This is a genomic window from Stenotrophomonas sp., from assembly GCF_031995405.1.
GTDB lineage: Bacteria > Pseudomonadota > Gammaproteobacteria > Xanthomonadales > Xanthomonadaceae > Stenotrophomonas.
In genome coordinates, this window is sequence record NZ_DAMAGC010000033.1 from 20,340 (window position 1) to 37,734 (window position 17,395).

The 17,395-nt window shown below is 65.9% G+C and carries 37 protein-coding genes and 1 pseudogene; 23 read left to right on the forward strand and 15 right to left on the reverse strand.

The features are described from left to right. The 15 genes from RTO53_RS08190 to RTO53_RS08260 form a co-directional block, all read right to left on the reverse strand. Positions 1-252, reverse strand: a 252-nt coding sequence (locus RTO53_RS08190; RefSeq protein ID WP_312237321.1) for a terminase family protein, incomplete at its 3' end; no start/stop codon positions are given. Next, positions 239-739 (reverse strand): terminase, encoded by a 501-nt coding sequence (locus RTO53_RS08195; protein ID WP_312237322.1) that lies wholly within the window; start codon positions 737-739, stop codon positions 239-241. The genes RTO53_RS08190 and RTO53_RS08195, both read right to left, overlap by 14 nt. Next, positions 739-1,353, reverse strand: a complete 615-nt coding sequence (locus tag RTO53_RS08200) for a hypothetical protein (protein ID WP_312237323.1) — start codon at positions 1,351-1,353, stop codon at positions 739-741. The genes RTO53_RS08195 and RTO53_RS08200 overlap by 1 nt, the downstream gene beginning before the upstream one ends. A gap of 30 nt (positions 1,354-1,383) precedes the next feature. Then, entirely contained in the window at positions 1,384-1,869 is a 486-nt protein-coding gene (locus RTO53_RS08205; protein ID WP_312237324.1) for a hypothetical protein, read from the reverse strand. 232 nt (positions 1,870-2,101) lie between these two features. After that, positions 2,102-2,392 (reverse strand): hypothetical protein, encoded by a 291-nt coding sequence (locus RTO53_RS08210; protein WP_312237325.1) that lies wholly within the window; start codon positions 2,390-2,392, stop codon positions 2,102-2,104. Further along, complete coding sequence (locus RTO53_RS08215; protein WP_312237326.1) at positions 2,389-2,673, reverse strand: hypothetical protein; 285 nt, start codon at positions 2,671-2,673, stop codon at positions 2,389-2,391. Before RTO53_RS08215 ends, RTO53_RS08210 begins: the two co-directional genes overlap by 4 nt. Then, positions 2,670-3,197: a hypothetical protein gene (locus tag RTO53_RS08220; protein ID WP_312237327.1), complete on the reverse strand. Its 528-nt coding sequence runs from the start codon at positions 3,195-3,197 to the stop codon at positions 2,670-2,672. Before RTO53_RS08220 ends, RTO53_RS08215 begins: the two co-directional genes overlap by 4 nt. Further along, a complete protein-coding gene (locus RTO53_RS08225; protein ID WP_312237328.1) occupies positions 3,194-3,487 on the reverse strand; it encodes a hypothetical protein in 294 nt (97 codons plus the stop codon). The genes RTO53_RS08220 and RTO53_RS08225 overlap by 4 nt, the downstream gene beginning before the upstream one ends. Further along, positions 3,484-3,735, reverse strand: coding sequence for a hypothetical protein (locus RTO53_RS08230; protein WP_312237329.1), 252 nt, complete (start codon positions 3,733-3,735; stop codon positions 3,484-3,486). The genes RTO53_RS08225 and RTO53_RS08230 overlap by 4 nt, the downstream gene beginning before the upstream one ends. Then, a complete protein-coding gene (locus RTO53_RS08235) occupies positions 3,732-4,202 on the reverse strand; it encodes a recombination protein NinB (protein WP_312237330.1) in 471 nt (156 codons plus the stop codon). Before RTO53_RS08235 ends, RTO53_RS08230 begins: the two co-directional genes overlap by 4 nt. Next, positions 4,199-5,662 carry a replicative DNA helicase gene (gene dnaB, locus RTO53_RS08240; RefSeq protein WP_312237331.1) on the reverse strand — a complete coding sequence of 488 codons (1,464 nt, stop codon included), beginning with the start codon at positions 5,660-5,662 and terminating at the stop codon, positions 4,199-4,201. Before dnaB ends, RTO53_RS08235 begins: the two co-directional genes overlap by 4 nt. Further along, positions 5,659-6,501, reverse strand: coding sequence for a hypothetical protein (locus tag RTO53_RS08245; RefSeq protein ID WP_312237332.1), 843 nt, complete (start codon positions 6,499-6,501; stop codon positions 5,659-5,661). Before RTO53_RS08245 ends, dnaB begins: the two co-directional genes overlap by 4 nt. Further along, on the reverse strand, positions 6,491-6,697 hold the full coding sequence (locus tag RTO53_RS08250; protein WP_312237333.1) for a hypothetical protein: 207 nt from the start codon (positions 6,695-6,697) through the stop codon (positions 6,491-6,493). Before RTO53_RS08250 ends, RTO53_RS08245 begins: the two co-directional genes overlap by 11 nt. Then, positions 6,694-7,062 carry a hypothetical protein gene (locus tag RTO53_RS08255; protein ID WP_312237334.1) on the reverse strand — a complete coding sequence of 123 codons (369 nt, stop codon included), beginning with the start codon at positions 7,060-7,062 and terminating at the stop codon, positions 6,694-6,696. The genes RTO53_RS08250 and RTO53_RS08255 overlap by 4 nt, the downstream gene beginning before the upstream one ends. A 291-nt stretch (positions 7,063-7,353) precedes the next feature. Continuing rightward, entirely contained in the window at positions 7,354-7,569 is a 216-nt protein-coding gene (locus RTO53_RS08260) for a hypothetical protein (RefSeq protein WP_312237335.1), read from the reverse strand. Positions 7,570-7,607: 38 nt separating this feature from the next. Here RTO53_RS08260 and RTO53_RS08265 point away from each other — a divergent pair, with 38 nt between their 5' ends. From RTO53_RS08265 to RTO53_RS08375, 23 genes and pseudogenes are all read left to right on the forward strand, one after another. Further along, entirely contained in the window at positions 7,608-8,135 is a 528-nt protein-coding gene (locus tag RTO53_RS08265; RefSeq protein ID WP_312237336.1) for a helix-turn-helix transcriptional regulator, read from the forward strand. 124 nt (positions 8,136-8,259) lie between these two features. Then, positions 8,260-8,460 carry a hypothetical protein gene (locus RTO53_RS08270; protein WP_312237337.1) on the forward strand — a complete coding sequence of 67 codons (201 nt, stop codon included), beginning with the start codon at positions 8,260-8,262 and terminating at the stop codon, positions 8,458-8,460. 25 nt (positions 8,461-8,485) lie between these two features. Then, positions 8,486-8,698, forward strand: a complete 213-nt coding sequence (locus tag RTO53_RS08275; protein WP_312237338.1) for a hypothetical protein — start codon at positions 8,486-8,488, stop codon at positions 8,696-8,698. A gap of 121 nt (positions 8,699-8,819) precedes the next feature. Continuing rightward, a complete protein-coding gene (locus tag RTO53_RS08280) occupies positions 8,820-9,041 on the forward strand; it encodes a hypothetical protein (RefSeq protein WP_312237339.1) in 222 nt (73 codons plus the stop codon). Between the two features lie 3 nt (positions 9,042-9,044). Then, positions 9,045-9,395, forward strand: coding sequence for a hypothetical protein (locus tag RTO53_RS08285; RefSeq protein WP_312237340.1), 351 nt, complete (start codon positions 9,045-9,047; stop codon positions 9,393-9,395). Further along, a complete protein-coding gene (locus tag RTO53_RS08290) occupies positions 9,392-9,580 on the forward strand; it encodes a hypothetical protein (RefSeq protein WP_312237341.1) in 189 nt (62 codons plus the stop codon). Before RTO53_RS08285 ends, RTO53_RS08290 begins: the two co-directional genes overlap by 4 nt. After that, the gene (locus RTO53_RS08295; protein WP_312237342.1) at positions 9,577-9,735 is read left to right on the forward strand and encodes a hypothetical protein; all 159 of its coding nucleotides are present in this window, start codon (positions 9,577-9,579) and stop codon (positions 9,733-9,735) included. Before RTO53_RS08290 ends, RTO53_RS08295 begins: the two co-directional genes overlap by 4 nt. Further along, positions 9,725-10,027, forward strand: a complete 303-nt coding sequence (locus RTO53_RS08300; protein ID WP_312237343.1) for a hypothetical protein — start codon at positions 9,725-9,727, stop codon at positions 10,025-10,027. The genes RTO53_RS08295 and RTO53_RS08300 overlap by 11 nt, the downstream gene beginning before the upstream one ends. Before the next feature lie 159 nt (positions 10,028-10,186). Then, entirely contained in the window at positions 10,187-10,714 is a 528-nt protein-coding gene (locus RTO53_RS08305; protein WP_312237344.1) for a hypothetical protein, read from the forward strand. Between the two features lie 171 nt (positions 10,715-10,885). Continuing rightward, the gene (locus RTO53_RS08310; protein ID WP_312237345.1) at positions 10,886-11,239 is read left to right on the forward strand and encodes a Gp49 family protein; all 354 of its coding nucleotides are present in this window, start codon (positions 10,886-10,888) and stop codon (positions 11,237-11,239) included. 91 nt (positions 11,240-11,330) lie between these two features. Next, positions 11,331-11,750: a hypothetical protein gene (locus tag RTO53_RS08315; RefSeq protein WP_312237346.1), complete on the forward strand. Its 420-nt coding sequence runs from the start codon at positions 11,331-11,333 to the stop codon at positions 11,748-11,750. Between the two features lie 74 nt (positions 11,751-11,824). Continuing rightward, a complete protein-coding gene (locus tag RTO53_RS08320) occupies positions 11,825-12,577 on the forward strand; it encodes an ERF family protein (RefSeq protein ID WP_312237347.1) in 753 nt (250 codons plus the stop codon). 3 nt (positions 12,578-12,580) lie between these two features. Beyond that, positions 12,581-13,192, forward strand: coding sequence for a YqaJ viral recombinase family protein (locus RTO53_RS08325; RefSeq protein ID WP_312237348.1), 612 nt, complete (start codon positions 12,581-12,583; stop codon positions 13,190-13,192). Continuing rightward, positions 13,189-13,530, forward strand: a complete 342-nt coding sequence (locus RTO53_RS08330) for a hypothetical protein (RefSeq protein ID WP_312237349.1) — start codon at positions 13,189-13,191, stop codon at positions 13,528-13,530. The genes RTO53_RS08325 and RTO53_RS08330 overlap by 4 nt, the downstream gene beginning before the upstream one ends. Further along, positions 13,530-13,760 carry a hypothetical protein gene (locus tag RTO53_RS08335; RefSeq protein ID WP_312237350.1) on the forward strand — a complete coding sequence of 77 codons (231 nt, stop codon included), beginning with the start codon at positions 13,530-13,532 and terminating at the stop codon, positions 13,758-13,760. Before RTO53_RS08330 ends, RTO53_RS08335 begins: the two co-directional genes overlap by 1 nt. Next, positions 13,757-13,978, forward strand: a complete 222-nt coding sequence (locus tag RTO53_RS08340; protein ID WP_312237351.1) for a hypothetical protein — start codon at positions 13,757-13,759, stop codon at positions 13,976-13,978. The genes RTO53_RS08335 and RTO53_RS08340 overlap by 4 nt, the downstream gene beginning before the upstream one ends. Next, entirely contained in the window at positions 13,975-14,259 is a 285-nt protein-coding gene (locus RTO53_RS08345; RefSeq protein ID WP_312237352.1) for a hypothetical protein, read from the forward strand. The genes RTO53_RS08340 and RTO53_RS08345 overlap by 4 nt, the downstream gene beginning before the upstream one ends. Next, positions 14,256-14,513 carry a hypothetical protein gene (locus tag RTO53_RS08350; RefSeq protein WP_312237353.1) on the forward strand — a complete coding sequence of 86 codons (258 nt, stop codon included), beginning with the start codon at positions 14,256-14,258 and terminating at the stop codon, positions 14,511-14,513. Before RTO53_RS08345 ends, RTO53_RS08350 begins: the two co-directional genes overlap by 4 nt. After that, positions 14,510-15,766 (forward strand): hypothetical protein, encoded by a 1,257-nt coding sequence (locus RTO53_RS08355; protein WP_312237354.1) that lies wholly within the window; start codon positions 14,510-14,512, stop codon positions 15,764-15,766. Before RTO53_RS08350 ends, RTO53_RS08355 begins: the two co-directional genes overlap by 4 nt. Next, a complete protein-coding gene (locus RTO53_RS08360; protein ID WP_312237355.1) occupies positions 15,766-15,912 on the forward strand; it encodes a hypothetical protein in 147 nt (48 codons plus the stop codon). Before RTO53_RS08355 ends, RTO53_RS08360 begins: the two co-directional genes overlap by 1 nt. Then, positions 15,909-16,832, forward strand: coding sequence for a DNA cytosine methyltransferase (locus RTO53_RS08365; protein ID WP_312237356.1), 924 nt, complete (start codon positions 15,909-15,911; stop codon positions 16,830-16,832). Before RTO53_RS08360 ends, RTO53_RS08365 begins: the two co-directional genes overlap by 4 nt. A gap of 15 nt (positions 16,833-16,847) precedes the next feature. Next, entirely contained in the window at positions 16,848-17,060 is a 213-nt protein-coding gene (locus RTO53_RS08370; protein ID WP_312237357.1) for a DUF4224 domain-containing protein, read from the forward strand. After that, positions 17,060-17,395 (forward strand): annotated as a pseudogene (locus RTO53_RS08375) (integrase); the annotation flags it as partial. The gene RTO53_RS08370 and the pseudogene RTO53_RS08375, both read left to right, overlap by 1 nt.

Consider the following 17,395-nt stretch of genomic DNA (forward strand, 5'->3'; position numbering starts at 1 on the left):
GTTCGACTGGTTGATCTGCGCTCGCAGCCCCCAGTCGAATGCCACCTCCTCCACGGTCGGGTAGAAGATGTCGCGGATCTGGGGGTAGCTCGGGGCGAAGTAGCCGGCCGGGATGCGCGGGAACTGCCAGGCGTGCTGGCACAGCGACCCGCACCCTACCCAGGTCTTCCCTGAGCCGAATCCGCCGACGAAGGCCCTGAACTTGTGCGGCAGCTGCAGGAACTCGGCCTGCGGCTCGTTAAGCGTCGGCACGCTTGCGGCCGCTCACGACGGTGACGGTGACCGCAGCTGGTGGCGGCGCATCGTCGTTGAAGCCCTCCGGCTTGTCGCGCCAGTTCTCGGGCTTGCGGTTCTTCAGCCAGAAGATCATCGAGGTGGGGTCAGGCGGGTACTGCTTGTCCGTGGTGGTGACCACGACCTCACCGTCCACGACCCGCACATCGTCTTCCCGGCAGCGGTAGCCGGTGGCGCGCTCGAACAGCGCCCGCTCCACTCGCAGGTCCGCTTCGGCCTTGCTGAGTTTTAAGGCTTCCGAAAACTCGGGGTGTTTCAGCTTCCACAGGCTCACCGTGGAGATGGCCACGTCGAAGAACTCGGCCACTTCGGGGTCTGTGCAGCCCTTTTTGCCCAGCAGAGCTGCCTGTCTGGCGAACTCCGGCTTGTACTTGCTCGGGCGGCCGCCGGCACCTGGGCGCTTGGGCTTCGGGGTCTGGGCCTCTTCTGTCTTCTTCCGGGGCATCACCTGCCCCCGTAGGTTCGAATGAACGTCAAGCCTTTGGCCCGGGCATCGGCCATGACTTGGTCCGCCGAAGGTGTCTCGGCTCCCTTCAGGACGAAGAAGTAGGCTCCCTCCAGGACACCTGGCGGCATCAATCTGTCCCGGTAGCCTGCGATCTCGACGTCGTAGAACTCGGACAGGATCGGCTGAGAAATGCCGTCGCCACCTGAGGGCATGCGCACCTTTCCGTCTTTTGCTGGCCGGCGTGGCATCAGCCTGCCACGGCACAGCTGAGAGGTAAGCACCTCTCCGTGCCAGCTTCCGCCGTAGGCGATGCCCGTGATCTCTCTGCTCGTAGCGGTTGGTTCGGCAGTTCCCAGGGTGCAAAGGTCGGCGCCATCCGAAACGCCCGCCGCAACGCGGCAACCCTGTGCTGCCTGCACGCTGTTGTCGACACCTGCGTGCTGGTCGCCCCGGTACTCTTTGACGCCCCGGGTGGCGCCTCCAGCGTGGTTCTGCCAGCCTGGGATCGGCCGTGTGTCGATCGGCCTGACGCTGCCGCCGGCCCCAACGATCGAGGCGTGCGGGTCGGTCAGGGCATGCAGTCGTGCTTCGGGCGTCTGGCGGTCGCTCATGGGCCTATTACGCGCCCACCGCCAGTTGGATCAACGGAGCCAGGCCGCGGCCATGTACTGCCGGCGGCGGCGATGGATCCTGGCCAGCTGGCAGAGCGCCTCGGCGAAAGCCCCTTGGAAGCCCCACAGGTCCAGCTGCTCGGGCACGTCGCGCAGCACCCGACCCATGGCCTCGAAGTGGAACACCAGGTCCTCGGCGATGTCCTCCCGGCTGGGGCATGCCGCGCTGGCGCCGCTGGACAGCCGACCGGCGTACTCGCAGACGAACCACTCCGGGTGCTTGCTCGCCATGGTGTCCGCGCTGACCGACTCGCTGCGCAGGGCGTAGACCCGGCCGTCTGGATCTGCGAACACCGCCGTGCCGCAGCCGCGCGCGCGCCGGACTTCCTTCACCCGGGCCAGCGTCCGCTCGGAGACCTGCTGGATGTCGGCGCGCACGGACACCGAGCCGAGCGGCAGCGTCGGCCTGTTGAACTGCCGATGCGGCTGCTTGGTGGCTGGCTGCGGGGTTGCCATGGCGGTCGTCGGGGTCAGGATTCCGTCCCAGCCACCGGGATCCGGCAGTAGGAGCAGACCTGGCCATTCCGCGTTGGCGAAATCTCCCACGAGCCGCAGCCGGGGCACTTGCTGCGGACGGCGGCTGGCCGCGCGGTGGCGCGGGGAACAGCCGCGCCCCGCTCCATCGTGCTTTTCCACTGGGCGTTCGCCGCTGCGACGGTGACCACCGCATCGTAGTATCCGATGCCCATCACGGCACCTCCGGGCGCGCGGCGAGCATTTCCTCGTAGCGGCACGCAAAGCTGGTTCTATGAACTGGGCGGAATCCCGTGAACGCCTCAACCATCGCCTCAGTCGGCACCACAGGCACCAGCACGTAGCCCTCGGGCGGCGTGAGGGCGGCGATGATGGGACCGATTAGCTTCTTGTCCCTACGATCCAGGCGCCCTCCACAGCCGATGTGATACGCGTATTCCGGCTGCCCAAATTCCCGAGCGATTCCTGCCAGCAGCTCCCGCGCCCTCTTCTCGATATCGTTCATGCCGACGCTTCCCCGCTGCGATATGCCCGGAGGATTGCCACCAGCGTCGGGCTGTACAGGCTCAGTGGATCGCGGCCGCAGAAGATCTCGCGATAGTGGTCCCCGTACTGAACGCGCTCGTAGGCGCGCGCCTCATCCACCGGCCACCCTGCTTTCCCCAATGCACGGATGATCTCCATACGGCCGTCGAGGGTGCGGTTGTTGGCCCAAAGCCCTCGTAATGCACACGCCACCAAGGCGAAGGCCAGAATGGTGATGATGTACGCGATGGTAGTCGTCATGCCGCCTGCTCCCGGTGGTCGTCGGTGATGTGGGTGCCCAGCTGGGTGTTCTCGTGCCACAGGGCGATCAGCAGCGCGTCGGCGCGGCCGTTGTCCTTCTTCCGGCTCAGGACCTGCTGCGCGCTGGGGAAGCGGGCTATGGCCAGTAGCCGCGCGGCGTCCTTGTCCTGCCGGAGCAGGCTGAAGGAGCGCTTCCACTGCGCCGGCACCACGCGGGTGGCCGGGATGCCCAGCACCTCCAGGATCGCCTGCAGCTTTCCGGCGGTCTGGCCGAACCGGAATGCGCTGGTGCCGCCGTCGCCCGGGCGCGCGCCGACCTTCTCGATGCAGGCCGACACGTAGGCGCCGGGGTGCGCGGCGCGCTGCTCGCGGATGAAGACCACCACCGCGCGGGCGTCCACCTCGCCCCACCCATCGACCTCGACGGTGGGCATGTCCAGCACCGGCCCGGGCTCGCCGTCGATCAGCGTGGCCACCGCGCCGGTGAGGCCCGGGTCTACCCCGAACGTGAGTCTCATGGTCATCGGATTCCCCTTGTGCTCATCAGGAGCAGTACGTTTCGGATGGTTTCGTTCAGGGCGCCTACCTCATCGATCTTGTAGATGCGCCACATGGTCTTTCGGCCGTGCCAGCCGTTCTCGCTGCCGCGGTGGCAGTCCTGGCACAGGGCCACGGTGGTGAAGTGCTTGCCCTGCTCGATGTGGTGGGCTTCGCTCGGATGGGCGCGGCCGCAGACGCTGCAGGGGCACATCTTCACCAGCTCGACGTGCGCACTCTCGGCGGCGGTGAAGGCCTTGGAATTCTTCGACCTCACTCGATAGCCCCCATGAACCGAGCCTTGGCCCACTCCAGCATGCCGACCAGCGTGATGTTCTCGGTCGGCTGGCCGTAGCAGATGCAATCGAACAGGTCGTTGCCTTGGATCACCACGCAGACGCGCGTGACGTCGCCGCCAGCCTCGCCAGCGCCGATCTGGTCAGCCAGCTGATGCAGGCGCTCGGCGATGGCCTGCTGGTCCATGCACAGCGCGTTATTCGGGAGCAGTTCGACTACGTTGCTCATGCCGCGGCCCTCGCTTCGTCAGCAAGCCTCTGGTCGCGCAGCGGCGCCACGTCCCGCAGCTTCACGTCGTTGTCCACCGCCCACCACTGGGCGAAGGTGATCAGGTCGGCCATGTCGGCCACGGTCATGCGCCGGGTCTGCATGGCCAGGTTCACGATGCTGGCGCCGTCCAGCGAGGGCACCACGTCGCCCTGCCGGCGGTCGCTCTCGCGCGCCCATGCGTCCACCAGCAGCCGCTTCCAGCCTTCGGCATCGATGCGGCGGCCGGCCCACTGCTTCTGCTGGGCGATCTCGCCGCAGATGGCGTGGAACATCGCGTTCTGCTCCAGGCTGCGGGTCGGCTTGTACTGCTTCACGGTGACGTGCACGTCCTGGCCCAGCTCCAGGAAGCTGCAGGCGAACTGCCAGGCCGCAGCCATTCGGGCGCGCGCATCGCCGGCGCGGAGGATGAAGGTTCCGAGAGTCATGACTGATCCCCTGATTTCGGAAGGAAGGACGCGATGCCCTTCCGCTTCGGCGCAGTGCCGGCGGCGGGCGCGCTTGCGCTGGTCTGCTGCGGCTCCCAGTACTCCGGCAGCGGCGAGAAGCGGAAGTACTCCGGCTGGTACAGCTCGCGGACCATGCCGGTCGCGCCGTTGCGCTGGGCAGCCACGATCAACTCAGCCGTGCCTTCCCAGCGGCTGTTCGGGTCGTAGATCTGATCGCGGTAGATGAAGATCACCGCGTCGGCGTCCTGCTCGATGGAGCCGGATTCGCGCAGGTCCGCCAGCATTGGCCGCTTGTCCGGGCGCTTCTCCAGATCTCGGTTGAGCTGGCTCAGCAGCAGGATGGTCACCCCGATCTCACTGGCGCACAGCTTCAGCGCCATGGTGATCTCACCGATGCCGCTAGCGCGGTTGTCGCCGTGCACGTACATCAGCTGCAGGTAGTCGATCACCACCAGCCCCAGGTCGGGATGCTTGGCCTTGAACCTGCGGATCTGCGCGCAGACATGCTCGACCCTGGCGCGGCGCGGGCGGCTGACGAAGATCGGAGCCTGCCGCAGTTCCCTGGTCGCCTCGGTTGCGTTGGACCAGTCCGCGTTGTCCAGCCGGCCGTTCCGGATCTTCTGGCCGGCGATGGTGGCGCGGTTCGCCAGCATGCGGTCGCCCAGTTCTTCGGGCTGCATTTCGAAGGTGAAGATCACCACCGGCTTGCGCAGCACCAGCGCCACATGCTCGCCGAAGTTCACCGCCCTGGTGGTCTTGCCCATCTTCGGGCGCGCCGCCAGCACGATCATGTTGCCGGGCTGGAACCCACCCAGCAGCTCGTCCAGGTCGGGGTCGCCGGTGGTCAGGCCGCTGATGCCGCCGCCGTTCTGCGCGCGCTCACCAAGGCGGTGGAAAACCCGGTCCATCACCGGCGCGACCGACTCCAGCTCGCAGGGCTCGTTGTCCAGCAGACCGCCGATGCGGGACTGCGCCTCGCCCACCAGCTCCACCGCGCTGCGGCCGTCCGGGCTGAATACCGCGTCGATGACCTCCTGCGCAGCATCGGCCAGGGCGCGCAGCTTTGCCTTGTCGGCCACGATGGCGGCATAGCCGACGATGTTTGCCGCCGACGGCGTGTTGTTGGCCAGCTCGATCAGGTACGCACCTTCGCGCACCATGTCCAGCTTGCCGCGCGACTGGAACCAATCGCCCAACGTCACCGCGTCGAACTCCACGCCGGTCGGCTGCAGCTCGGCCATGGCCTGCCAGATCAGCCGGTGGTCGGCACGGAAGAAGCTCTGCGCGGTGAGCAGGTCCGAAACATCGTCCCATGCCCGGTTCCGCAGCATCAGGCCGCCAAGCACGGACTGCTCCGCGTCGAGGCTGTGCAACGGGTGTCGCTCCGGGTCGCCGCCGTACAGGTCGGCCAGACGGTCGATGTCGTGACGGGCGCTCACTGGGTCACCTCCGACATCGCGCGGTCCACAGCCTTGGCGATCACCGACTCCCGCAGCAGGTACTCAAAGTCGGGCTTCCAGTTCTCATGGCCCGGGCCGCCCTGCTGCCGGCCGGCGAGGAAATCATCCTCGGCGACCGTCTCGAAGTAGGCCTGCCAGAAATCGGGCGTCACACGCTCGTTGCCGAACATGCGGGTGCACAGCTGGCGCACCGTCGGCAGGGCCTTCTCCACCGACTTGACCCGGGGCTTGTTCAGCACCGTGCACGCTGCCAGCGCCCCGTTCGGTTTGGCGAGGATGGTGTTGTAGGCCGCTTGGGCATCCCCGGCGATCTGCGCGATGCGCTCGGCCTTGGTGACCCTGCCAGCCTGTCCACCCAGCAGGTCGGCCCCGCCAGCGTCAGCTGGGGGGTAAGGGGGGCTCTTTTCTTCTTCTCTTCTCTTCTCTTCTCTAGTCCGCTTTTTGTCCGCTTCGGATGCGGACGCCGGTGCGGACATATTGCGGACGTTCTTCTTCCTGTCTGCGTCCTGTGCACGGCGCTTCGCCGATGCCCCGTTATGGTCGTCAAACCTTGGCACGACAAGGTTTTCGCCATCTTCAAGCATCCATTCCACAGCGATCATAGCGGCCGAAAACCCCGGCCAGCCGATCAGATCGTCCAGCACGACCGGCGAGTAGCCGACCAGCGTGCCGTCGTCGGAATGCGTATCGAACAGACACCAAACTGCGTGCAGTCCACCAATGACGCGAAGTCTGTCCGCTTTCAAAGCGGACGCGATGCGGACAACTTTCGGACTCGTTGCGAGGTTGGAGCGCATCTTGATCCAGTCACCGGCCATGGTCGGCCTCCGCGATGCGCACAAACATCTGGTGTTCGAGCAGTGCCATTTGCTCAGGTGATCGCGCCAGTACCGCCGCACGAAACTCTTCGTAGATGCGCCGCATCTCTTCTCTATCTCCTGCCTCATGGGCGGACGACAGCAAGCGGCTCAGCGCTTCGATCCGCTCTTCTCGGGCGATGTCGTAGGCGTTCATGGCCACTTGATCCCGAGGCTGTGCGCCAGCGGCGCCATGGCGCGGGCCAGGTTGGTGAACTGGGCAATCGCCTCGGCGTGCTGGGCGTCCGGGCAGGTCAGGAACTTCTCGATCAGGTAGTGCACCGGGGAGACGTCGCCCGTCTCCTTGATGTACCGCTCCAGCTCATCGATGGTCATGCCGCGCGGCTTGCCCGAGGTGTCGCCGCCGGCCAACTTCTCCGACAGCTTCGACGGAGCCAGGTCCATCTTGCCGGCCACGGCGACCACGCCGCCGTTGTGCTGGACCTGCACCAGCAGCAGCTCGCGCAGGCTCCTGGATGTGTGGGTGAGTCCACCCTGATACGTGATGCTGAGGTGTCGCATGGGTGCCCCTTTGCGGTTCTGGGGAAGCTGGGGGACGACGTGTTCCCCGGGATTCCCCTGGATGGTTCTGAAAATGGCCGCACCCCAACGGAGTGCAGCCAGTGTCGAAAAGTGATCAGTCAGCCGAGGCCAACGTCCTTACGCTCGTGCGGTGTGGCGGTAGGTGCTTCGTCATGAAGCGGGTGGGACGAAAGGTGTCGGTGAGGCCTGTTGCCCAGCGGTTGCGCAGCGCGGTGATCGGCAGCGGCACCGTGGTGCCCTTCCCCACCGGTGGCCGGTGAGGTGCGCATGTCAGGCAGCAGCGGTCTTGCGGCGACGGGGAGACTTCGGAGCCGGGGAGAACAATTCAGGCCGCTTCTGAGCGGCCCGCCAGCACCACCCGTCAGGGATCGGCTTGTGCTCATCCCGGCCGGTCATCGACTGCCTGGGAAGGCCAAGGAAGCGGGCGAAATCGGCATTGGTTTCGATGCCGAGGGCGGTTTTGGCTTGGGCAAGGGTCGGGTTCATGCCGCGAGTAAATCATCGGTTACCCCGAGGTGTCAACCATGATTGCCAGTTTTCCGTCAATCATTCGTTACATGAGCATTGGCGCCCGACTAGAAGAGCTGCGGAAGGCTGCGCAGCTGACCCAGCAACAGATGGCCGACATCGTCGGGACATCGAAGCAGTACGTTGGCCGACTGGAGAAAGGCCTCAATCAGACCCCCAACGGCGTGTTCCTGGCGGACTGGGCGCGGCACTTTAATGTGAGCGCTCGATGGCTGTCCTCCGGCGAGGGTCCGCGCGCAGCCGGTGTGGAGCAAGCGTCTCAATCCACGCGACCCGACTTCGTCAAGCTGTCCTCGTCGGTTTTGCTGCTGCGGCACTACTTGGATTTCACAGGCGATCCAGCTGAGTGGATCAGTGACCCAGTGCTGCTCGAAACCGCGTTCGAGGTTGTCGAACAGTTCGGCGCAGAAGTGCGCTCCGAGAACGTGTTCGACCTAACCAAGGTTCTTGCAAAGAAGATACGGGGGGGACTGGATGGAGAAGGACAGCAGGTTCGAGGAACTCGCAAAGCGTCTAGCGGCTAGAACAGCCGCGTTGCGCGGCCAGGCCGAACAGCGGCCGGCGTTGCGGGTGGTGCAGCAAGCCGCAGCGGTCACAGCCCCTACCTCATGCCCGATGGACGTCGTCCTCCGGGAGTCGCATATCCGCATGATTCGTCACTTCCGACGCCGCTGGGGTCAGCCGATGCAGCTCATCATCGATCAGGCCTGCTTTGGCTACATAGGCGTGGAACAGCTTCCCGATGATGATCTCATCCAGTTGCACAAGGACCTGGAGCGTGCTGAGGACTGCATGCGCGACGGGATCTCCTTCGAAGATGCCGGCCTGGTCCGCTCTCGCTATGGATGAGTCGCCCTGTGGATTCCGCCGGTTGGTGATGCTGCTCAATGCCGGATATGTCCCGGTCCTTCCCTGTAATGCGGAAGGGGTGTTGATGGAGAAGCGCCTAGGCTTCATGAGGCACACCAAAGTCATCTGCTACGACAATGGAACGGTGGTCTTCCTGCCCCGCGGCGGCGAGGTTCGCATCCGTTCTTTCGATCCGGATGACGCCATGTACTTGGCGATGAAATCTGTAAAAAGCTGAACGAACGTTCCTTCGTTCATATTTTCCATCTCTGTGAAGTAACCCTTTGTTGACTTCTTGAAGTAACCCATGATTTACTAGCCCCGTCGGCCCACACCGGGCCATCCAACGGGGCTCCACCATGGACATCGCAACCGCCACCCAGCTGATCGCCGACTACCGCGCCGCCGGTTTGATCGGCGATTCGGTGGCCCAGGCCGCCAACGCCGCCATTCGCCGCCCGACCTACTTCGATGACGCGATCACGGACGACAACCGTGGCCGCCTCCTCTCGCTGGTCTACGGCATCCGCACCTCGTCGCCGGTCTACACCGGCCCGACCTTCACCGTGCTGGAGGCCTAAGCCATGGCCCTCCAGACCGCCGCCGATTCCGACCGCAATGCCCAGCGCAGCTGGGACGGCCTGGAAGATCCGCGCTTTGAATGCGAACTGTCCGGGCAGCAGGCCGCCGAGCTGGCCGAGGCGATGCGCGCCGACCCGGCGGCGTGCCGCGAGGCCGAGCAGTGGGTGTCGGGCACCTTCGACGGTGACCACTACACGGACGTGACCCTGGCGCTGCACCAGCTGCACCACACGGACCCTTCGGACCTGATCGACTCGCCGCTGCTGGCCCAGCTGTACGCGCTGGCTGCGGTGCAGGCTGCGGCGCTGGACGAGCAGCTGCTGGAAGCGGCGACGCAGCAGGTGGCGGCATGAACCTGATCGAGAAGACCAACCACCTGGGCATCGCCATCGAGTACGTGGAGTTCGAATCCGTGCCGGTGCAGCAGGTGCAGGCCGTCAGCCGGGAGATCCAGCAGCACGTCGCGGCGATCAACGCGCGGCAGGCGGTGAGCCCGGCGAAGGCAGCAGCGGCGTATGCCGAAGGTGCGCGGTCATGACGCCTGAAACCGAGCTGGATCGCATGTTCGCCCGCGTCTTCCCGCCGATCCCGACGCCCGTATCCCTCGCCGACGCCGCGCTGGCCGAGGCCCACATGACCAACCACGAGGCCATCAACGGCCTCTGCGCAGAGGAACTGCCTGATGACCAGTAAGCACAGCCCCGGCCCGTGGAGCTTCCAAAATCACGGCAGCCTGATTTTGGACGCCCGCAGCGGCTCTTCTCAGACCCTTGTGGCAAAAGTAGAGGTGAACACCTATCGCGATGAGGGCCGGTACAACGCCCGCCTGATTGCCTCCGCACCAGAGTTGCTTGCCATCGTTGCCACGTTTGACTCGTACATGGGTCAGGCAGGCGAAGAACCAGAGCAGGACAGCAACAATCCGATTCGCGCCCTCCGCTGGAAGGCACAGCAAGTCCTCGCTAAAGCCATCGGCTTCGACTGATGCGCCTCCTGACCGCCCTCGGCTTCCACAGCTGGTCCGACTTCCTCGCCTGCCTGAGCAGCTACGCGCTGCTGGCCTACCTCTTCTGGCTGCTGCTCTGGCCGCAGGCCTGGTCCTGATACCCCGCCGGCACGGCCGGCTCTACGAGAGGCAACACCGATGTTCGAACTCAACGATGCGGCCGCCAAGGTCGTGAACTTCAACCCCCGCGCCGAGCGACACGGCGACGAGAACAAGCTGGCCGGGGACCTCAAGCTGGTCGTGGCCGTCAGCAGCAGCGTGCTGGACTACTTCCAGAAGGGCCTGCGCCAGGCGCTGTACCGCAAGGCCGCGCAGGGCGAGCAGCAGGACCTGATCGAGGGCGGCGACGGCCTGACGGCGGTCAAGTTCCCGAAGCTGGGCGCGATTCCGTGGGACGAAGAGTACCCGGGCTATTCCCTGCTGATCGGCAGCGGCCTGGGCCTGTCCGAGCCGCTGGTCATCACCGACGTGACCCTCAAGAAGCTGTCGTTCGCGCCCCTGGAAGGCGGAACCCTGCAGCTGACCTTCAGCGCAGTGTTTCACCCGACCAAGGCCGAGGCCGGCGCCTTGTGCGAGCAGATCAAGAACGAAGTGCAGCTGACCCTGGTGTCGCCGCTCAACGCCAGCAAGGGAGACAAGCCCGTGCAGGAAGACTTGGCTGCGTAGCCGCTACGGAGAGGAATGCGCAGGCTGATGCGCGATGCGGCCCGGACATAGAGCTTCGGGAGCCGGGACACCCGATGACCAGAACACCGTGAGGGATGTAGGCGGTCGCTCAAGCCGGAGATCAGCGCCGGCCCTCTCCACCTATTCCCGCAGCACCAACAGGAGTTACCAGTGAACGACAAGACCATCGAACAGGAAATCCAGGCCAAGGGCCTGAACGCACCGCGAGTGACGCCGGCCGACGTGGAAGCGGAGATCACCCACTGCTACTACATCAACGTCGGCGAGGCGCACCGCGCGAACTGGCCCGACCCGAACGCCAAGGACGAGGAACACCCGTCGATCAACCTGCTGACCATTTGTGTCCTGGTGCTGCGCAATGGCTTCACGGTCACTGGCGAGTCTGCCTGCGCCAGCCCGGAGAACTTCGACGCCGAGATCGGTCGTTTGATTGCCCGCGATAAGGCTGTCGAGAAGATCTGGCCGCTGCTCGGCTTCCGCCTCCGCGATCAGCTGAGCGCCTGATCCCCCCGCTGCCCGCTCCCCACGGGCAGCCCTACCCGCGCCGGCCGGGTTCCCCAACGCCGGCACCTATCCCCGAGAACAAGGACAGACCATGAAGATCAAGATTTCCATCGGCGACAGCCACAGCAACGTGATCGTGTTGGACGCAGAGCACGCCGGCATCGCAGCCCAGCTGCTGGCGCACGCCACCATCTACAAGCGCACCGGCTACTACAGCGATGACGGCTGGGAGAAGTCCGGCGACGAACTGCGCATCGGCTACACCGACGACAAGACCTTGGAACCCCTGGATCCGAAGATCGTTGAGGCCCAGGAGCGCGCCCGCAAGGCCGACAGCGAGAAGTACGCCGCGCAGAGCAAGAACAGCGATTTGCAGAAGCAGGTCGCGGAACTGCAGGCACAGCTGGCCGGCATCCAGTCGGTGACCAGCTGCACGGTCACTGCGCCTGAGCCGGAAACCGAAGTCGCCGCCGAAGCGCCCGGCAGTGACGAAGACGACTTCGCGCACTGAACCCCCGCAGGGATGCGACCGCTCGCCCGGCAGCGGCTCCGAAAGCCGGGCACCTATTCCACGCAGAGGCACCCATGAACCAGATCACCACCACCACGGCCGATGCGCAGCAGCTTGCGCCGGCCCATGCGGCAGCCGCGCCCGACTCGATGCTGGCAATGATCGAGCGCGTGGCCACCGACCCCAACGCCGATATCGACAAGATGGAGCGCCTGCTGCAGATGCACGAGCGCCTGCTGGACCGCGAGTCCGCAGCGGCCTACACCTCTGCCCTGGCCGGCATGCAGCCCAAACTGCCGTCGATCAAGGAGCGCGGCGCGATCAAGGACCGCTCCGGCAACGTGCAGAGCACCTACGCGCTGTGGGAGGACATCAACGCGGCGATCAAGCCGGTGCTGCAGGAATTCGGCTTTGCCCTCTCCTTCCGCACGCTGACCGAGGACAACATGGTCCGGGTGACCGGTGTCCTGGCGCACAAGAACGGCCACAGCGAGCAGACCGAGATCCTGCTGCCGGCGGACACCAGCGGCTCCAAGAACAGCGTGCAGTCGGTTGGGTCCAGCGTCAGCTACGGCAAACGCTACGCCGCCGGGGCGCTGCTGAACCTGACCACCCACGGCGAGGACGACGACGGTCTGCTTGGCGGGACCAAGCTGGACGACAAGGCGGTCAACTGGATCGACGTCGCCAACGAGCTGGAACACCCCGAGCAGTACCAGGCGAAGCGCGCCGAGCTGCTCAAGGACTACGGCGGCGCCGCCAACCTGCCGGCGGACGTGCGCAATGCCTTCAACCGGGCCAAGGCCCGCGTGACCCCCAAGGATTGAGCCATGCGCATTCTGGACGTCGAGCAGGGTTCGGTGGAGTGGTATGCGGCGCGCAAGGGCGTGCCGACCGCCAGCGAGTTCAGCAGCATCATCACCCCGAAGCGCGGCGAGTACGCCACCGCGGCCGACACCTACATCAACCAGCTGATCGATGAGCTGATGCGGCCCGAGGCTGGCGAGTCGTTCGGCGGCAATCGTCACACCCTGCGCGGCAAGGAACTGGAACCTGAGGCTCGCGAGTACTACGCCTTCGAGCAGGACGTGGTGCCGCAGCAGGTCGGCTTCATCCTCAACGACTCCGGCACGCTGGGCTGCAGCCCGGACAGTCTGATCGGCAAGCCCGGTGGGCTGGAGATCAAGTGCCCGGATGGCCCCACCCATGTGAAGTGGCTGCGCGCCGGCATCGTGCCGGACGAACACAAGCCCCAGGTGCACGGCTCTCTGATCATCACCGGCCGCGAGTGGTGGGACTTCCTTTCCTTCTGCCCCGGGTATGAGCCGCTGCTGGTGCGCGTTACCCCGGACGGCTTCACCGAAAAGCTGCAGGCCCACCTGGATCGGTTCCTGACCGAGTACCAGGCCGCCCGCGCCATCTTCTTCAAGGACGCAGCATGAGCGACAAGAAATTCATCGATGGCCTGCTGGTAAAGGCCCCCCGCGACGGCGCGCCCGAATACGTGGTGGGCAAGCTGTCCCTGAAGCGTGAGGCGCTGATCGGCTGGCTGCAGCAGCAGGACGGCGAGTGGATCAACGCCGATATCAAGGTGGCGCAGAACGGCAACTGGTACGCCCAGGTGGACGACTGGAAGCCCGACCGCCAGCGCGGCGACGGCGGTGGTGGCCGGCAGCAGTCTGGCGGCGGCCAGGGGCGTACCAGCGGCGGCTACACCCAGCGACCGCCGCAGCAGCCCGCGCCGATTGACGACTTCGCCGACGACGATCTGCCCTTCTGATGGACACGAAGCGCTGCACCGCCTGCAGTCGTCGTCTGCCGCTGGCGGCCTTCCCCAGCGCCGGGCGGCGCGGCAAGGAACCCACCTGCGCCATGTGCACCAACGACGCGCGCCGGTTGCGTACTCCGCTGCCGGCGCTCAAGCGGGACCCGGAACTGATCCGTCTGTCCAACGTCACCAACCTGTGGTTCGGGCCTGTGCGCCGCGAGCCGATGAGGAGCATCGCATGACCAGCATCCACGCACAGACCGTGTTCGACGCAGCCACCGCGCGGCAGAAGGCCGCCGAGGCCGAGCAGCTGGCCGCCGACGTGGCCGAGTTCGAGCGCAAGGGCGGCAAGATCCAGCGCCTGGGCAACACGCCCATCGACCGGGCCGGCATCAGCCGCCGGCAGGTGGTCGAGGGCGGCGCAGAGCGGCGCAAGGCCGCGAAGGGAGGGAAGGCATGAGCGCCCCTGTCGATGTGCTGGCTGAAATGGAGCGCGCTTCTGTTCGACTCTTCGATGCTGGTCTGCATGGCGGCCTGAGAATTGAAGAAGCCATCGCCGCAGTCGCCGAGCTGTTCGCGAAAGCCGATGCCGCGCTCGTGGTCCTAGGCGAGTATGCGGAAAAGATCGAAGGCGAATGGGGCGTTTGCTTGACGTTGGACCAGATGCTGGCCAATGGCCACGAGCCCGAGTATGCAGGCCTGCGCGATGCACTGGCCCGCGTCAAAGGCGGTGCCCAATGAGCCGCCACCTGACCCGCCGCGCGCCGACCAGGAACGGCGGCTTCTCCTGGGGCCGCTTCCCGATGGGCGACACCGGCATCGTCGCCTACCGGCTTTTCCGCCGGGATCAGTCCGGCACGGTGCACTTCCAGGGCTTCACCGCCCAGCCGCACCACACCCGCGCGCAGATCGCCGCCGGCGTGCGCGCCACCTGCCACAGCCTGCGCGATCACGTGGACGAGATCGACCTGGCCACCATGGGAGTTACCGCATGAACACCAAGATCAGTGAGGCGGCAATCGACGCAGCGGCGCGAGTTCTGGCCGACGCAAGGGGCCATGGCATGCGTGAGAAAGCCGTCGTGCTGGCGGAGCAAGTTCTCAGCGCAGCCCTGCCCCACCTCCACCCGCAGCCCGCAGAGCTGGCCGAGCAGCAGGGGGTGCACGACGCACTGGCCGCAACGCTGGGTGACCTTTCGGTGCGCGGGATGATTGATGACGTGCCCGCCCGGATGATCGGCGAAGCGGCACGCAAAGACATGTCCGCCGCTCTCGCCGCAACTGGCAAGCAGCAGGTTGGTGAGGATTGTCTGACCTGCAACGACCGTGGGTGGGTCGGCGGCCCTACGTTCAGTGACCCCGCCGAGGGCGGGATGCAATGCCCGGACTGCAACGCTCTGGACGCCCACATGGAGCGATACGAGCAGCAGGTTGGCGAGGTGCAGGGGATTGCGCTGGCCGCACTGGAAGCCTCCATGCCTTACCTGGAAACGCTGCACAGCATTGTCGGCGGCGAAGCCCGAGCCAGTGTGTGGCGTTGCATTGAGCGCGGTCGTGCCGCCCTCGCCGCCCGCCAGCCGGTGGGGCAGACCTTCCAAGCCGGTGTCTCCGAGTGGATGGGCAAGTGCTTCCTGCCTTCGCTTTACAGCAACATGACCGAGCGCGGCGACCGCCTGCTGGAAGAAGTGCTGGAGCTGCTGCAGGCCCACGGCTACGACCAGGGCCGCGTCGCCACCCTGGTGGACTACGTGTTCGGCCGCCCGGCTGGCGAGCCTGCCCAGGAGGTTGGCGGCGTCATGGTGACGCTGGCCGGCTACTGCTGGGTGGCTGGGCTGGACATGCATGTCGCTGGCGAGGCTGAGCTGCAGCGGATTACGCAGCCTGAAGTGATGCACAAAATTCGCCGGAAGCAGGAAGCAAAGAACGCCTTGCACTTCGACACTCCCTTGCCGGGGGATGCTGCAGCCACCGTCGAAGGCTGGCCGCGTGAAGGTGACCTGGTTCGATACGGTGACGGCTCATCCGCACTCGCCATCCGGCTTGGACCTCACGCGGGCGGCTGGCACGGCTATCAGTGTTGCGGCGGATACACCTTCTTTACCAAGGCATACAAGCCCAGTCGCGCCGATATGGACACCTGGCTGGATTGCGCCAAGTACCGCGACGAGCGCACAAAGGCCGCTGATAGCCGCGTCGCACGCGAGATGTACCTGATCGACCAGCGCGATGCAGCGCCGGGGGTGGGCTGATGGACGCCCTGACCCTCTGGCTGGCGAAGTACCTGGTGCTGGGCCTGATGCTGGTCATCGGCTTCCTGACCGTGTGGCTGGTCGTCGCCCTCTTCCGCGCGGTGCGCTGGTGCTGGCGGCGGGTTCATCGTTGGAGCCGCGCGTGAACTACTACAACGAGTTCGACCCCTACACCGCGCAGTGGCTGCGCAACCTGATCGCCGCGGGCCTCATCCCCGCCGGCCACGTCGACACCAGGAGCATTACCGATGTTCAACCCGATGACCTCGCCGGATACCGGCAGTGCCACTTCTTCGCCGGCATCGGCGGCTGGTCCCTCGCAGCCCGACTTGCTGGGTGGCCCGACGATCGAGAACTCTGGACCGGCTCCGCGCCGTGCCAGCCGTTCTCCGTCGCGGGTAAAGGAAAAGCCCAGGCTGACGATCGGCACCTCTGGCCCCACCTTTTCCGGCTCGCCCGTGCCCGCCAGCCCGCTGTCCTCATGGGAGAGCAGGTTGCGGCGGCGGTTGGCAAGGACTGGATCGACGGAGTGTTCTCTGACCTGGAAGGAATCGGCTACGCCTGCGGGGCGTCCGTTGTCCCGGCTTGTGCCGTCGACGCGCCCCACCGACGGGACCGCCTCTGGTTTGTGGCCCACGCCGGCGGCCAGGGACTGGCGCAGCGAATCGGCGACCCCCGAGTTCCATGCGAAGTGGGCGGCAAATCCGAAGGGAAAGACGCTTCCAATGATGATCGCGCTGATGCACGCGCTTTGGCCGACGCCGACTGCTGTGGACGGGAATCGTGGGCTGACCACGCGGCCCCAAGACACTGGCAAGCCACTACCGCAGCGAGTGGGCGAAGCGCTTGGGATTCCGCCGGCGTCATCGTCGGACACGACGGAAAAGCGAGGCGCGTTGAACCCTCAATTCACCTTCTGGCTGATGGGATTCCCGGACGAGTGGCTCAGCTGCGCGCCGGCGGCAATGCCATCGTCCCGCAAGTCGCGGCCGAAGTGATCGGCGCCTACATGGATTGCTACCCCGATCCGGCCGAGCAGCTGCGCGTTGCCCTGGCCACGAACTGACCGGAGAAAATCAACATGGCCGACAGCCCCTACCTATCCCGCGACGATATTCGCGACCTGTGCCGCACGCCGCAACGGAAGCGGCAGGCGGCGTTCCTGCGTGCGAACGGGATCAGGCACTATCTCGACGCCCACGGCTGGCCGGTGGTGCTGTGGTCGGCTCTCGAAGGCAAACCCGAGCCGAAGGCAGCGCCGGCGGCCGAATGGAACTCCAACAAGGCAGCATGATGGGAAGGAAACCGACCAAGCCGGGGGCGATCCCCCGGTTCCGCAAGCGCAAGCAGAAGTCCGGCGTCGTGCACTACTACTACGACCACGGCGGCAAGCCGCGCAAAGAGACGCCGCTGGGCAGCGACTACGGCCTGGCCATCAAGAAGTGGGCGGAGCTGGAACACGCCGGCTCGATCCCGGCAGGCGCGGCGCTGACGTTCCGGCAGGCAGCCGAGCGCTACCAGGCCGAGGTCATCCCGAAGAAGGCGCCCGGCACGCAGGCGGTCAACATGCGCGAGCTGTCGATGTTGAAGCGCTACTTCGATGACCCGCCCTGCCCGCTCGAGTCCATC

Coding starts and splice junctions, on each gene's coding strand:
- RTO53_RS08195 (WP_312237322.1), bottom strand. CDS start 739: ATGCCCCGGAAGAAGACAGAAGAGGCCCAGACCCCGAAGCCCAAGCGC.
- RTO53_RS08200 (WP_312237323.1), bottom strand. CDS start 1,353: ATGAGCGACCGCCAGACGCCCGAAGCACGACTGCATGCCCTGACCGAC.
- RTO53_RS08205 (WP_312237324.1), bottom strand. CDS start 1,869: ATGGCAACCCCGCAGCCAGCCACCAAGCAGCCGCATCGGCAGTTCAAC.
- RTO53_RS08210 (WP_312237325.1), bottom strand. CDS start 2,392: ATGAACGATATCGAGAAGAGGGCGCGGGAGCTGCTGGCAGGAATCGCT.
- RTO53_RS08215 (WP_312237326.1), bottom strand. CDS start 2,673: ATGACGACTACCATCGCGTACATCATCACCATTCTGGCCTTCGCCTTG.
- RTO53_RS08220 (WP_312237327.1), bottom strand. CDS start 3,197: ATGACCATGAGACTCACGTTCGGGGTAGACCCGGGCCTCACCGGCGCG.
- RTO53_RS08230 (WP_312237329.1), bottom strand. CDS start 3,735: ATGAGCAACGTAGTCGAACTGCTCCCGAATAACGCGCTGTGCATGGAC.
- RTO53_RS08235 (WP_312237330.1), bottom strand. CDS start 4,202: ATGACTCTCGGAACCTTCATCCTCCGCGCCGGCGATGCGCGCGCCCGA.
- RTO53_RS08245 (WP_312237332.1), bottom strand. CDS start 6,501: ATGGCCGGTGACTGGATCAAGATGCGCTCCAACCTCGCAACGAGTCCG.
- RTO53_RS08250 (WP_312237333.1), bottom strand. CDS start 6,697: ATGAACGCCTACGACATCGCCCGAGAAGAGCGGATCGAAGCGCTGAGC.
- RTO53_RS08255 (WP_312237334.1), bottom strand. CDS start 7,062: ATGCGACACCTCAGCATCACGTATCAGGGTGGACTCACCCACACATCC.
- RTO53_RS08260 (WP_312237335.1), bottom strand. CDS start 7,569: ATGAACCCGACCCTTGCCCAAGCCAAAACCGCCCTCGGCATCGAAACC.
- RTO53_RS08265 (WP_312237336.1), top strand. CDS start 7,608: ATGATTGCCAGTTTTCCGTCAATCATTCGTTACATGAGCATTGGCGCC.
- RTO53_RS08270 (WP_312237337.1), top strand. CDS start 8,260: ATGATTCGTCACTTCCGACGCCGCTGGGGTCAGCCGATGCAGCTCATC.
- RTO53_RS08280 (WP_312237339.1), top strand. CDS start 8,820: ATGGACATCGCAACCGCCACCCAGCTGATCGCCGACTACCGCGCCGCC.
- RTO53_RS08285 (WP_312237340.1), top strand. CDS start 9,045: ATGGCCCTCCAGACCGCCGCCGATTCCGACCGCAATGCCCAGCGCAGC.
- RTO53_RS08290 (WP_312237341.1), top strand. CDS start 9,392: ATGAACCTGATCGAGAAGACCAACCACCTGGGCATCGCCATCGAGTAC.
- RTO53_RS08295 (WP_312237342.1), top strand. CDS start 9,577: ATGACGCCTGAAACCGAGCTGGATCGCATGTTCGCCCGCGTCTTCCCG.
- RTO53_RS08300 (WP_312237343.1), top strand. CDS start 9,725: ATGACCAGTAAGCACAGCCCCGGCCCGTGGAGCTTCCAAAATCACGGC.
- RTO53_RS08305 (WP_312237344.1), top strand. CDS start 10,187: ATGTTCGAACTCAACGATGCGGCCGCCAAGGTCGTGAACTTCAACCCC.
- RTO53_RS08315 (WP_312237346.1), top strand. CDS start 11,331: ATGAAGATCAAGATTTCCATCGGCGACAGCCACAGCAACGTGATCGTG.
- RTO53_RS08320 (WP_312237347.1), top strand. CDS start 11,825: ATGAACCAGATCACCACCACCACGGCCGATGCGCAGCAGCTTGCGCCG.
- RTO53_RS08325 (WP_312237348.1), top strand. CDS start 12,581: ATGCGCATTCTGGACGTCGAGCAGGGTTCGGTGGAGTGGTATGCGGCG.
- RTO53_RS08330 (WP_312237349.1), top strand. CDS start 13,189: ATGAGCGACAAGAAATTCATCGATGGCCTGCTGGTAAAGGCCCCCCGC.
- RTO53_RS08335 (WP_312237350.1), top strand. CDS start 13,530: ATGGACACGAAGCGCTGCACCGCCTGCAGTCGTCGTCTGCCGCTGGCG.
- RTO53_RS08340 (WP_312237351.1), top strand. CDS start 13,757: ATGACCAGCATCCACGCACAGACCGTGTTCGACGCAGCCACCGCGCGG.
- RTO53_RS08345 (WP_312237352.1), top strand. CDS start 13,975: ATGAGCGCCCCTGTCGATGTGCTGGCTGAAATGGAGCGCGCTTCTGTT.
- RTO53_RS08350 (WP_312237353.1), top strand. CDS start 14,256: ATGAGCCGCCACCTGACCCGCCGCGCGCCGACCAGGAACGGCGGCTTC.
- RTO53_RS08355 (WP_312237354.1), top strand. CDS start 14,510: ATGAACACCAAGATCAGTGAGGCGGCAATCGACGCAGCGGCGCGAGTT.
- RTO53_RS08360 (WP_312237355.1), top strand. CDS start 15,766: ATGGACGCCCTGACCCTCTGGCTGGCGAAGTACCTGGTGCTGGGCCTG.
- RTO53_RS08370 (WP_312237357.1), top strand. CDS start 16,848: ATGGCCGACAGCCCCTACCTATCCCGCGACGATATTCGCGACCTGTGC.